We start from the raw sequence: 12,607 nt of genomic DNA on the forward strand, positions 1-12,607 counted from the left end.
AGTCTAGGAACGACAATTTCGGACGTCGACGCAATACGATCTATATCGCTTATAGATGCACCGCATGATGCGTGCGCGCCCCGCCGCACGTGCGCTGCGCGGCAGCCCGCGCGCACGGCACTGGTGTTTTCTTTATCCGGGTCGGTAAATGCCCGTGTGGCGCGGCTGTCACTCCGGCTATGGCGGCCGAATTTGGCCGACTACGCTGCGTCTCCGGTCGTGCCACCCGCACGCTTTCGCGCCGCGACGGCGCCCGGCCCGCAAGGCCGCTGCCGCGCTTTTCCACCGCCCGCTCCTGGAGAATCCGCATGTCCGCATTCACGGCCCGCGCTGCCGACGGCAAGCGCTACACGTACGAATGGTATGTCGTCGTCATCTGCATGCTCGCGTACGTCTTTTCGTTCGTCGACCGCCAGGTCCTCGTGCTGATGATCGAACCGATCAAGCGCGACCTGCACCTGTCCGATACGCCGTTCAGCCTGCTGAACGGCTTCGCGTTCTCGCTGTTCTATGCGGTGATGGGGCTGCCCGTCGCGTATCTCGCCGACCGCTACGCGCGCCCGCGGATCATCTCGATCGGCATCGCGCTGTGGAGTATCGCGACCGCCGCGTGCGGGCTCAGCCAGCATTTCGTGCAGATGTTCATCGCGCGGATGGGCGTCGGCGTCGGCGAGGCCGCGCTGTCGCCCGGCGCGTATTCGATGCTCGCCGACTACTTCCCGAAGGAAAAGCTCGGGCGCGCGATCGCCGTGTATTCGCTCGGCTCGTTCATCGGCGGCGGCGTCGCGTTCCTGATCGGCGGCTACGTGATCGCGCTGCTCAAGCATGCGAGCGCGTTCACGCTGCCGGTCGTCGGGCAGGTGCATGCGTGGCAGGTCACGTTCCTGATCGTCGGGCTGCCGGGGCTGCTCGTCGCGCTGCTGTTCGCCGCGACCGTGCGCGACCCGCAGCGCAAGGGGCTCGCGCAGGATCGCTCGGGCACCGTGCGGCGCGTGTCGATGCGCGATTCGCTGCGCTTCGTCGGCGCGCACCGCGCGACCTTCGCGTGCCACTATCTCGGCTTCTCGTGCTACGCAATGACGCTGTACTGCCTGCTGAGCTGGACCCCCGCGTTCTATATCCGCCGCTTCGGGATGACGGCCGTCGAAGCCGGCTACACGCTCGGCATCGTGCTGCTGGTCGCGAACACGGCCGGCGTGTTCTGCGGCGGCTGGCTCAACGACTGGCTGCTGCGGCGCGGCCGCAGCGATGCGCCGATGCGTGCCGGCGCGATCGGCGCCACGTGCATGGTGATCCCCGCGACGCTGTTCACGCAGCTCGACCACCTGCCGTCGTCGCTCGCGATGCTCGTCGTCGCGATGTTCTTCGCGTCGTTCCCGATGCCGACGTCGACCGCTGCGATGCAGACGCTCGCGCCGAACCAGATGCGCGCGCAGATCTCCGCGCTGTTCCTGCTCGTGTCGAACCTGATCGCGCTCGGGATCGGCACGACCGTCGTCGCGCTGTTCACCGATCGCGTGTTCGGCGCGCCGGCCGCGGTCGGCCATTCGATGTCGATCGTCAACGTCGCGGCGGCCACGCTCGCCGCGCTGCTGCTCGCCGCCGGATGCCGGCACTATCGCCGCAGCCTCGATCGCGAACGCGGTCACGCATCGGTGGAGGCGCCGCAGGCGGCCGATGCAGGCGACGCGATCGCGGCGCGCTGATCGCAAGCGCTAACCGTTGATCGCTGATCGCCGCCGGCGACCGGCGACCGGCGACCGGCGACCGGCGACCGGCGACCGGCGACCGGAAATTATCCATCCCACTGATTCAAGCATCGCTTTTTAATCGATTTGATTTATGCGATGCCCATCCCTATTCTCGATCGCATGACGGCGCGGTATCTGCTGCCGCGCCGCCTTCCCCTTACCCCACGGAATTTTTCATGCAAGCGAACCGCCACCAGGTCCGGATCGACGCGCTGATCGACGCGGCGCAGGACATCCGCTGTTTCCGGGTTTCGCGCGTCGACGGCCAGCCGTTCGACGCGTACGAACCGGGTGCCCATATCGACGTCACCGCACCGTCCGGCATCACGCGACAATACTCGCTGTGCGGCAACCCCGACGAGCGCGGCAGCTACCTGTTCGCGGTCAAGAAGGAAGCGCAGTCGCGCGGCGGCTCGCGTTCGCTGCACGACGACGTGACAGTCGGCGCCGAGCTGTCGATCGGCGGCCCGCGCAACCTGTTTCGTCTGACGGATGATGCGAGCGAACACGTGCTGATCGCGGCCGGCATCGGCATCACGCCGCTGCTGTCGATGGCGTATGCGCTGCACAAGCGCGGCGCGCGCTACCGGTTGCATTACTTCGCGCGCAGCCGCGAGCTCGCGGCATTCGTCGACGAACTGTCGGCCGAGCCGTTCGCGTCGCACGTGACGTTCCACTATGGTGTCGAGCCCGACGCGCTCGCGATGGAACTCGGCCGCTGCGTCGAATCGATCGATGCGCACGCCCATGTCTATACGTGCGGCCCGGGGCCGTTCATGGATGCGGTCGTCGCGGCGGCAGCGACGCGCATTCCCGAGGATTCGATCCATCTCGAACGCTTCGCGGCGGAACCGGCCACCACCACCATCGATGCCAACGCCAGCACCGGCCCGGCCGACGGCTTCGAAGTGCGCCTTCAGCGCAGCGGACAATCGGTGCGCGTCACACCCGACACGTCGATCGTCGACGCGCTCGCGCGGATCGGCATCGAGGTCGACACGTCATGCGGCGAAGGCGTGTGCGGCACCTGCATGGTGCCCGTCATCGACGGCGAGCCCGATCATCGCGATCACTGCCTCAGCAAGGCCGAACGCGCGAGCAACACGGTGATCTGCTGCTGCGTGTCGCGCGCGCGCTCGGCGGTGCTGGTTCTCGATCTCTGACGCACCCTACAATGACTTACGGCCAATATGACTGTCTGATACGAAACGTGTACGGACAGTCATACGGAAATTGTACGTGAGTTTCTTGGGCCAGTCCGGCCGCAGCAAGCCCTTCCGTCATTTCTCATCAGCCTTCTAGTCTTACTGTGTCAATAAATTCATGCCATTATAGAAACTTCTTCATCCATGGCGTGAGGAATGATGGACTGGGAGACATCATTCGAGGCGTATCTGGAACATTTGTGTGAGGCGCTTGGGCATAACGATCGCGACTCAGGATTGAGGGGCTATTGCCAAGGGCTGATGCTGCCAATTCGGCGCAAGAGCGTCGAGCCGCTGGCGGCACATCTGGAACCGGAACGTGTAAGCGCGCGACACCAGTCGCTGCACCATTTCGTGGCGAAGTCGGAATGGTCCGATACGGCGCTGCTCGAGCAAGTGCGGCGCTGGGTGCTGCCGCACATGGACCCGGCTGGCGGGTTGTACTGGATCATTGACGACACGGGTTTTCCCAAGAAGGGCAGGCATTCGGTCGGCGTAGCGCGGCAATACTGCGGCCAGTTGGGCAAGCAGGACAACTGCCAAGTTGCGGTGAGTCTATCGGTGGCGACGGAAGACGCGAGCCTACCGGTGTCGTATCGACTGTATCTGCCGCGTGAATGGAGCGACGATCCTGCTCGACGAGAGAAAGCCGGCGTGCCCGAGGAAATCGAGTTTGCAACCAAACCGGCGATTGCGACCGGGCAGTTGCGCGAAGCACGGCAAAGCGGCGCGCCCGACGGTGTCGTTTTGGCCGATGCAGGGTATGGAGACGACACGTCGTTTCGCGAGGCCGTCAGCGAGCTCGGGCTGCAGTATGCGGTGGGGATTCGCTCGAACACGCGCGTATGGGCGCCGGGCACCGCTCCTCTACCGCCTGAGCCCTCCGCGGGGAAATCGGGCCGGCCGCGTAGCTTGTTGCGGCGCGCGCCGGGACATGAGCCGATTGGAGTCAAGGATCTGGCATCGACGCTCGACGCCTCGTGCTATCGCAACGTGATATGGCGCGAAGGCACGTGCGCCACGCTCAGTTCGCGCTTTGCCGCCGTGCGCGTGCGTGCTTCACACCGCGATTACTGGCGGTCCACACTGCGCGATGAGGAATGGCTGCTGATCGAATGGCCCGAAGGTGATCCGGAGCCACTCAAATATTGGCTTTCGACTTTGCCCCCAGACACGACGCTCGAACGCATGGTTCATGTTGCCAAGATGCGCTGGCGTATCGAGCGGGATTATCAGGATCTCAAGCAGGAATTCGGCCTGGGACACTTCGAAGGCCGTGGCTGGTGTGGATTCCATCACCATGCATCGTTGTGTATTGCTGCCTATGGGTTTCTTGTTGCTCAACGCCTCATTCAAGGCGACAGTAAAAAAAACTCCGCGATCCGCGACCCATTTGCCTTACCCTCGGATTACGTGCCACGCGGGTCCCCAGCGCGCGCAGCGCCACGTGGCTGATTCGATCACCACGTTGCGCTGGCGTATCTCCGCCTACATCGCGCGCCGGCTCCAGCGATGTCCGTTTTGTTCAGTGTCCAATGCTGATTTATTGACACAGTAAGACTAGGCCGGTAGATCTGTTCGTCCCGCATCTCCCAAGCGCATTGCGTCGATGGGTTGGGGCGCGGCGTTCGGCAATCAATCCCGATTCGCTTCGATGATCTGTTCAAGTGCATTGGCATCGTCCGTGGGCTCCTCCGTACCGCGAAAGATGCAAACCTCGGTGTGCCCGTCCCGGAACACATCCACCTCCACCCGCATCCCGACCACCGTGACCGAAACCAACACCGTATCGGATCGATTGCGGCTCAGGGTGTAGTGAATCTTCGCGGAGTCGAGCTGGTCGAGCAGGTCAAACAACGTGTTTCGGGTCATATCGAGCACCTATTTCTTGAAACGGTTATCGTTGAGCAACTTGAGCGCCTTGCGCGCCTCTTTGATGCCATCGCTCGCATCGCCTTGAATCTCGTTGAGCGTCGAATTCAGATACTGTCCCGGGAACTCGCGCATCACTGAGCCTTTGCACTCTGCCTTGATGATGTCGCAGGCCATCATATCGCCCCGGTCGATCCCGGCGACTTGAGCCGCGTCTCCCAAGGCATCCGGCGAATAATCAAATGACGATGCCTCACTGAGCGAAGTCGAATCAGCAAAGCCAGCGCCGCCCGCAAGCGCGGCCGCACCACCTGCACCACTGCCCGCAACAACACTTTGCAAATAGCTCATAAGTTCACCCGCAGACACATCGCTGGGCGTCGCCCAACTCGGGAGCGGCTTGTCTACCGGCAGCGCGGCCACGGGCGAGACGTTGGCAAGCCTGCTGGCTCGCGGGAATGGTGGCGTTGATGGATGACCGCCTGCTGCACCGCCACCACCACCAACCGCTTCTCGTTCGATCTTCACCGTCACACGACCATTTTCGATGGCGGTCTTGAGCGCATCGAGCGGAGTGCCTTGGAGCGCGTCCAGGCCAAGTTGTCGAAGGTATGTCAACGCGTTCGCGGTCAGGCCCGCATACTTCGGCCAGTGCAACATCAATTCGGACACGTCGCTGCGTTGACTTGCCGACCGGCTTTCACCGTTTGAACCTGCCGCACGCGTCAGCGTAGCGCGCTTTCCAGAACCCAGATCAATAGTCACTGAAGCCATGAACCTCGTTCTCCGCATCGGCTTCGCAGGACATAACGTTGCTCTCTCAACGTCACGCCCAGCACATCGAAGCCGATACATTAGCAGGAATGTCAGGACGGACAGCTTCGGGTCAGAGTACTCGTGATGGATCAAGGTTTCATCTTGTACCGGTTGCCGTACCAGCCAGCACCACGAACTCGCACCTCAACGACGCGCTCGCCGTGCCATTGCTGCGATGCTTGCAACTTCGCGGCGAGGCCCGGAACCCTCCACCCTTTCTCCAAGCGTTGTGCGATGAACGGACCGATCGGCTTTCCGCCGCGATGATCGAATTCACAGACTTGTTCTTGCTCATGACGAACGGAATCCATACGGAAGACCAGCCACCCATCCGATTTAGGGTGTGGTCGATGGCCGGTTGTGGAATTCGCAAGTCATTGTGAGCACAGCACTTTTCGCCGCGCGCCCTTAGCTCAATGGATAGAGTACTGCCTCAGCAAGGCCGAACGCGCGAGCAACACGGTGATCTGCTGTTGCGTGTCGCGCGCGCGGTCGGCGGTGCTCGTCCTCGATCTCTGACGCGCTCACGCGGCACCCGCCGCACGCACCCCGGCTGTCACGCGTCGTCGAAACGCTCGACGATCTCGGCCAGCAGCGCGCGCATCCACGCGTTGCCCTCGTCCTCATGGAAGTGCTCGTGCCAGTGCATCGTCACCGGCGCGGGCGGCAGCGTCACGGGCAGGTCGTAAAGCCGGAACGCGTTGTCGCGATTCAGGATCTGCGCGAGCCGCTTCGGCAGCGTCGCATAGAGATCCGTGACCGACAGCACGCTCGGCAGCGCGACGAAGTGCGGCACTTCGAGCGCAATGTTGCGGCCCACGCCCTGCGCGCGCAATGCGTCGTCGAGCGCGTGGTGGCTGTGCTCGACCGATTTCACGTTGACGTGCGCGGCGCGCACGAACTGTTCGAGATTCAGCGCCGCGCCGGCCGGCAACCCGCGCCGGCGGCCCGTCATGCACACGTAGGTTTCCTCGAACAGCACCTGGTGGCGCGTGCGCGGCATCAGTTCCGGCAGGTTGCCGATCGCGAAATCCAGCCGGCTCGCGCGCAGCGCTTCCTCGATCTCCTCCACCGGCATCGGCTGCACGCTCAGCGTCGCGCGCGGCGCGCGCTCGCGCAGCGCCTGGCAGATCGCCGGCAGGTACGCCATCTCGCCCGCGTCCGACAGCGACAGTCGGAACGTGCGCGTGCTGGTGGCCGGATCGAAGCGCTCCGCGTAGCGCAGCGCCACGCGCACCATGTCGAGCGCCTCGCCGACGATGCTCGCGAGTTCGAGCGCGACCGGCGTCGGCTGCATGCCCGAGCGCGTGCGCACGAACAGCGGATCGTCGAACAGCGTGCGCAGCCGGCCGAGCGAATAGCTGACGGCCGGCTGCGACAGCGCGAGCCGCTCGCCGGCCTTCGTCAGGCTGCGTTCCTCGACGATCGCCTGGAACACGCGCAACAGGTTCAGATCGAGATGATCGACCGACGTCATCGTAGCCTCCATCATTTGCCGTATTTATTGACTCGCCAATTTTAGATCAATTTGACGGATATGTAGCGGAAGACGAGACTGGTCTCTCGATACCGCGCCCCGCGCGGCCCGATTTCGCGACTCTTCCCCACGACAACGATGAGCGACATTCCCTATCAGACGATCGATACCCGCGCGTTGCACGGTCTCGCGCAGCCCGACCGCATCGCGCCCGCGATGTATCACGATCCGGCGCTGTTCGAAGCCGAGCTCGACCGCATCTTCTACCGCACCTGGATCTGGGTCGCGCACGAGAGCGAGCTGCCGCAGCCCGGCGACTTCATCACGACGACGATCGGCCGCCAGCCGGTGATCGTCGTGCGCGACAGGACCGGCGAGATCAACGTGCTGCAGAACCGCTGCCGCCATCGCGGCGCGACCGTGTGCGAATCGCACAAGGGCAACGCGAAGGGCTTCACGTGCCCGTATCACAGCTGGTCGTACGCGCTCGACGGCACGCTGCGCGCGCTGCCGTACGGCGACGGCTACGAAGGCGTGTGCGAGAAAGGCGACCTGCCGCTCGTGAAGCTGCGCGTCGGCGTGTACCAGGGGCTGATCTTCGCGAGCTTCAACGACGACATCGAACCGCTCGACGATTTCCTCGGCGGCGCGAAGCCGTGGATCGACCTATTCATGAAGCAGGGCGCCGGCTACCCGATCAAGGCGAACGGCGAGCACAAGTTCAAGTTCAAGGGCAACTGGAAGATCCAGCTCGAGAACACGACCGACCTCTATCACTTCCCGGTCGTGCACAAGTCGTGGATGAAGTCGATCGACGACGAGACGGCCGCCGCGATCACGAGCTTCATGACGAGCGAGGACGCGTTCTGCCGCGGGCTCGGCAACGGCCACAGCCTCGCGGTGCTGATGCCCGAGCTGATCGATCTCGACGAGGACGACGGCGCGCCGCTGCCCGAGCGCTTCGCGCCGCTCGCGGCGAAGCTCGCCGAGCGCCACGCGCCGGACGAGGTGCGCCGCATCGTGCGCTCGCTGATGGGTGTCGGCTTCAACCTGAACCTGTTCCCGAACCTCGCGTTGTCGATGGCGTTCTTCCGCGTGCTGCGGCCGATCTCCGCGAACGAAACCGAGATCCGCCACGTCGCGCTCGCGATGGACGGCGGCCCCGACGAAGCGAACCGCGAGCGGCTGCGCATCCACGAGCACTTCCAGGGCCCGTTCGGCTTCGGCAGCCCCGACGACGCGGAAGCGTGGGAGCGCGTGCAGCGCGGCGCGCATGCAGGCCCCGACGTGCCGATCCTCGTGAATCGCGGGCTGAACCGCGAGACGACCGCCGCGAACGGCGAAAAGACCGCGCATGCGACCGACGAGACCGGCATGCGCGAGGCCTACCAGCAATGGCGCAAGATGATGGAGCAGCAATGATGGACGACCGCAACGCCCTGTTCTCGCAGCAAACCTTCGCCCGCGCGGTCGAATTCGTGTGGCGCGAAGCCGAGATGCTCGACCGCCGCGACTATCGCGCATGGCTCGACCTGTGGGATCCGGCCGGCCACTACGTGGTGCCGATCGATCCCGACGCGACCGACTTCGCGGCGACGCTGAACTACGTGTTCGACGACCACGACATGCGCGAGAAGCGCGTGCAGCGGATGGTATCCGGTTACTCGGCGTCGGCGACCGACGCGGCACGCACGGTGCGCACCGTGTCGCGCTTCACGCTGGAAAGCGGCAGCGCCGATACCGTCGAGCTGAAATCCGCGCAGGTCGTCGTCGCGTACAAGCGCGGCGTCGCGACGCTGTTCGCGGCCGACGTCACGCACCGGCTGCACGTCGATGCCGAAGGCGAGATGCGGATCGCCGAGAAGGTCGTGCGCCTGATCGACTCGACCGAAGCGCTCAGCGCGATCGGTTTCCTGCTGTAAGCCGTGGCCGGTTCGCCGCTGCAAGTGCAACGGTGAACCGGCAACCTTCACCTTTCCGGACGACCATGCCCACACTCGAAGTTTTCCTGCCGGCCGGCCATGACGACGCCCGCAAGGCCGAACTGATCGTGCGGCTGACCGGTGCGACCGTCGACGCGATCGGCGCGCCGGTCGAATCCGTGCGCGTGCTGCTCACCGAACTGCCCGCGACGCACTTCGGCCTCGGCGGCCGCAGTGCCGCGGACGGCGCGCCGCCGTCTCTGCCCGTGATCGTCGCGATCCTGATCGCCGGGCGCACCGATGAACAAAAACGCGCGCTGATCGCCGCGTTGTCCGATGCCGGCGCGAACGTGCTCGACGCGCCGCTGCAGGCGACGCGCGTGATCATCAAGGACATTCCGAACACCGACTTCGGCATCGGCGGCCAGACCGCGCGGGCGCTGGGGCGCTGACGATGGGTCGGGCGTCGATACGTCGGGCCTTGCCACGCCGCGCGTCGATACATCGGGCGTCGATACATCGGGTGTCGATACGCCGGGCCTCACCACACCGCGCGTCGCCGCCCTGCCGTAACGCGTCGCAGCCGCTACGCGTGCTCACCAGCGAGCGGCAGCGTCACGCGGCAGTCGAGCCCGCCGCCGTCGGCCGGGCTCGCGCCGATCCTGCCGCCGTGGCGCGTGACGATGCTCTTGCACAGCGACAACCCGATCCCGTTGCCGCCGGCCTTCGACGACGAGAAGCCGTCGAACAGCCGGTCGTGCGCGCCTTCTGCGATGCCCGGGCCGTTGTCGATCGCGCGCAGCTCGGCGTACCCGTCCACGTTCGCGGTGCCGAGCGTCAGCGTGCGCGGCACGCGCTCGCAGCCGGCGAACGCTTCGATCGCGTTGAACGCGAGATTGAGAATCACCTGCCCGATCAACACGCGTTCGCAGCGGATCGGCAGCGGCGCATCGGCCTGCACGATCGCGACCGTCACGCCGGCCTCCTTCGCGCGCAACTCGATGAAATACGCGACATCGGCAAGGATGTCTCGCAGGTCGGCAACCGCGACGACCGTCTCGCGCTTCACGATGAATTCGCGCACGCTCTTGATGATCAGCGCCGCATGTTCGGCCTGCCGATCCGCGCTGCGCAGCCCCCAGATCGTGTCGTCGACGGCGCCGTTGCCGTTCAGCCGTCGCACCGCGCCCTCGATGAAGTTGCGCACGGCCGCGAGCGGCTGGCTCAGTTCGTGCGCGATCACCGTCGCCATCTCGCCCATCGCGTTGTAGCGGCCCGCGTATTCGAGCATCCGCGCCTCGGCGCGCCGCGCGTCCTCGATCGCGACTTCGTCGCTGACATCGCGGAACTGTACGAGCAGCCCGTCGAGATCGCCTTCGATCTCGACCTGCCGGCACGTGATGCGCAGCCAGCACGTCGAGCCGTCGCGCCGCACGATCCGGTAGCGCTGCGGCTCGGACGGACACGTCGACGGCGCATCGCGCAACTGCGCGACGAGCCGGTCGCGATCGGCCTCGGTGCAGTAGTCGAGCACCTCGCCGAGCGCTTCGTCGGGCGCAAGCCCGAGCACGCGACGCCCCGACTCGCTGATGAACTGCGCGCCGCCGTGCGGCGACACGACCGCGACGCCTTCGTCGAGATCCTGCATGAACTCGCGCAGCCGCGCCTCGTAGCGGCGCAGTTGCTGGCGAATCGCTTCTTCCGCGCTGATGTCGCGGAACTGCACCATCACGACATCGCGCCCGCGCAGCGGCACATAGGTGGCGATCGCCTCCGACAGCATGTCGACGCCCGTGCGCGACCGGTAGCACCACTCGTACACCTGCGGCCCGTCGACGATCGCGCGGTCCATCGCGCTCACGCCGATCTCGCGCCGGTACTTCGGCTCGGGACGCGTCATGTCCGGCGCCTTCAGCGGCAGCAGTTCCTCGACGGAAAAGCCGAGCGCGATGCACGCGGCGCGATTCGCCCACACGATCGCCTTGGTCTGCGCGTCGTGCAACAGCACGCAGGTCGTCAGCGCGTCGAGCAGCCGGTGGAAATCGTCTTCGTCGGGAAAACTCATGATCGGATTCGGATGAAGGCGCGCGGCATCGCGCGGCCGGAAACCCAACATAGCACCGGCGCGCGCCGATCGCATCTGAAGATTTCTTTAGTCCGGCACGGAACGTCACCAGTCGCACGGCCCAACGCACCAATTGCTGCGTGTTTTCGGCGTTTCTAGACTGGCTGCATCGTCGTGCTGCATATCGTTTTCAACACAGCACGCATGCCGCCCCGCAATCGAACCCTATCCGCCCAGGAGACAGCCATGCCCCAAGCCGCCCTCGCCATCGAACCCGTGCCGACCTCGCCGCCCGAGGCGGGCGACCTGGCCGGGCGGCTGTCGCCGTTCGACGCCGTGATCGAGACCGTCGCCGCGCGACGCGAGGAATTCGATCGCCTGTCGCACGTGCCGCGCGACGTGATCGCGCTGTTCAAGCAGGCCGGCATCTATCGCGCGGGCACGCCGCGCCGCTTCGGCGGCGATGCGCTCGCGCCGACCGCATTCCTCGACATGATCGAACGGATCGCGACCGCCGACGGTTCGGCCGCGTGGGTCGCGAGCTTCGGTTCCGCGAACGTCTATCTCGCCGCGCTGCCGCTCGAGACCCAGGCCGAGCTGTACGCGAGCGGCCCCGACCAGGTGTTCGCGGGCGGCCTGTTCCCGGTGCAGCCAGCGCAGCCCGCGCCGGGCGGCTGGCGCGTGAACGGCACGTGGAAATTCGCGAGCGGCTGCAAGGGCGCCGACTGGCTCGGCGTCGGCATCGCCGTGCCGGGCGCGCAGGACGCCGTGCCGAACAAGCCGCGCACGGCCGTGTTTCGCGCCGCCGACGTCGAGATCGTCGAGAACTGGAGCGTGGTCGGCATGCAGGGCACCGGCAGCCACGACCTGCGCATCGACGACCGCTTCGTGCCAGAAGCGTGGACCTTCGTGCGCGGCGGCGAGCCGACCGTCGACGAGCCGCTGTACCGCTATCCGACCGTCGCATATGCAGCGCAGGTGCTGGCCGTCGTCAATCTCGGCCTCGCGCGCGCGGCGCTCGACGTCGTGAACCGGATGTCGGGCGGGCGCCAGACGACGACCGGCGCGCCGCGCCTCGCCGATCGCGCGTATTTCCGCATCGAGCTCGCGAAGGCCGAGGCGCAGCTGCGCTCGGCGCGCGCGTTCTTCTACGACGCGACCGACACGGTCTGGCAATCGATCCTCGCGGGCAACCCGGTGACGCCCGACCAGGTCAGCCTGCTGCGGCTCGCGGCGACGCAGATCGCGCGCGAAGGCGCGAGCGTCGTCGAACGCGCGTACCGCCTCGGCGGCACGGCGGCGATCTACCGGTCGCATCCGCTGCAGCGGCTGCTGCGCGACGCAATGGTCGTCACGCAGCACGCGTTTCTCGCCGAAGGCAACTTCGACGGCGCCGGCGCGGTGATTACCGGCGTCACGCCGTTTCCTGGCTATCTGTAACTCGCGGCTGCCGAAGCCGCTTTTTTTAAAAGTGCATGAAGCCGAAGCGCCCTCGCCGG

12 protein-coding genes are annotated in these 12,607 nt (G+C 65.7%); 7 read left to right on the forward strand and 5 right to left on the reverse strand.

What is annotated here, in order from left to right; genetic code table 11:
* The first annotated feature begins 308 nt into the window (after positions 1-308).
* The 3 genes from ABD05_RS18600 to ABD05_RS18610 all read left to right on the forward strand — a co-directional run bounded on the left by ABD05_RS18600 (position 309) and on the right by ABD05_RS18610 (position 4,411).
* Positions 309-1,706 carry a spinster family MFS transporter gene (locus ABD05_RS18600; RefSeq protein WP_047901629.1) on the forward strand — a complete coding sequence of 466 codons (1,398 nt, stop codon included), beginning with the start codon at positions 309-311 and terminating at the stop codon, positions 1,704-1,706.
* Between the two features lie 221 nt (positions 1,707-1,927).
* Positions 1,928-2,914 carry a PDR/VanB family oxidoreductase gene (locus ABD05_RS18605; protein WP_047901630.1) on the forward strand — a complete coding sequence of 329 codons (987 nt, stop codon included), beginning with the start codon at positions 1,928-1,930 and terminating at the stop codon, positions 2,912-2,914.
* Positions 2,915-3,115: 201 nt separating this feature from the next.
* On the forward strand, positions 3,116-4,411 hold the full coding sequence (locus tag ABD05_RS18610) for an IS701 family transposase (RefSeq protein ID WP_047903639.1): 1,296 nt from the start codon (positions 3,116-3,118) through the stop codon (positions 4,409-4,411).
* A 180-nt stretch (positions 4,412-4,591) separates the two neighbouring features.
* On the opposite strand, the gene ABD05_RS18615 is transcribed toward ABD05_RS18610, so the two are convergent.
* From ABD05_RS18615 to ABD05_RS18625, 4 genes are all read right to left on the reverse strand, one after another.
* The gene (locus ABD05_RS18615) at positions 4,592-4,828 is read right to left on the reverse strand and encodes a hypothetical protein (protein ID WP_047903640.1); all 237 of its coding nucleotides are present in this window, start codon (positions 4,826-4,828) and stop codon (positions 4,592-4,594) included.
* Positions 4,829-4,837: 9 nt separating this feature from the next.
* A complete protein-coding gene (locus ABD05_RS38725; RefSeq protein WP_175804801.1) occupies positions 4,838-5,602 on the reverse strand; it encodes a hypothetical protein in 765 nt (254 codons plus the stop codon).
* Positions 5,603-5,733: 131 nt separating this feature from the next.
* Positions 5,734-5,955, reverse strand: a complete 222-nt coding sequence (locus ABD05_RS37700; RefSeq protein WP_141685073.1) for a hypothetical protein — start codon at positions 5,953-5,955, stop codon at positions 5,734-5,736.
* Positions 5,956-6,200: 245 nt separating this feature from the next.
* A complete protein-coding gene (locus ABD05_RS18625; RefSeq protein ID WP_047903641.1) occupies positions 6,201-7,121 on the reverse strand; it encodes a LysR family transcriptional regulator in 921 nt (306 codons plus the stop codon).
* Between the two features lie 138 nt (positions 7,122-7,259).
* Between ABD05_RS18625 and ABD05_RS18630 the strand changes: the two genes are divergently transcribed.
* The 3 genes from ABD05_RS18630 (at position 7,260) to ABD05_RS18640 (ending at position 9,495) form a co-directional block, all read left to right on the forward strand.
* Entirely contained in the window at positions 7,260-8,543 is a 1,284-nt protein-coding gene (locus tag ABD05_RS18630) for an aromatic ring-hydroxylating oxygenase subunit alpha (RefSeq protein ID WP_047901632.1), read from the forward strand.
* The gene (locus tag ABD05_RS18635) at positions 8,540-9,043 is read left to right on the forward strand and encodes an aromatic-ring-hydroxylating dioxygenase subunit beta (RefSeq protein WP_047901633.1); all 504 of its coding nucleotides are present in this window, start codon (positions 8,540-8,542) and stop codon (positions 9,041-9,043) included. The genes ABD05_RS18630 and ABD05_RS18635 overlap by 4 nt, the downstream gene beginning before the upstream one ends.
* 65 nt (positions 9,044-9,108) lie before the next feature.
* A complete protein-coding gene (locus ABD05_RS18640) occupies positions 9,109-9,495 on the forward strand; it encodes a 2-hydroxymuconate tautomerase family protein (protein ID WP_047901634.1) in 387 nt (128 codons plus the stop codon).
* Positions 9,496-9,629: 134 nt separating this feature from the next.
* Here ABD05_RS18640 and ABD05_RS18645 read toward each other — a convergent pair whose 3' ends face one another.
* The gene (locus ABD05_RS18645) at positions 9,630-11,183 is read right to left on the reverse strand and encodes a sensor histidine kinase (RefSeq protein ID WP_047901635.1); all 1,554 of its coding nucleotides are present in this window, start codon (positions 11,181-11,183) and stop codon (positions 9,630-9,632) included.
* A 171-nt stretch (positions 11,184-11,354) separates the two neighbouring features.
* Between ABD05_RS18645 and ABD05_RS18650 the strand changes: the two genes are divergently transcribed.
* Positions 11,355-12,548, forward strand: a complete 1,194-nt coding sequence (locus ABD05_RS18650) for an acyl-CoA dehydrogenase family protein (protein ID WP_047901636.1) — start codon at positions 11,355-11,357, stop codon at positions 12,546-12,548.
* The last annotated feature ends 59 nt before the right edge of the window (positions 12,549-12,607 follow it).

The sequence above is a fragment of the Burkholderia pyrrocinia genome (assembly GCF_001028665.1).
Lineage (GTDB): Bacteria > Pseudomonadota > Gammaproteobacteria > Burkholderiales > Burkholderiaceae > Burkholderia > Burkholderia pyrrocinia.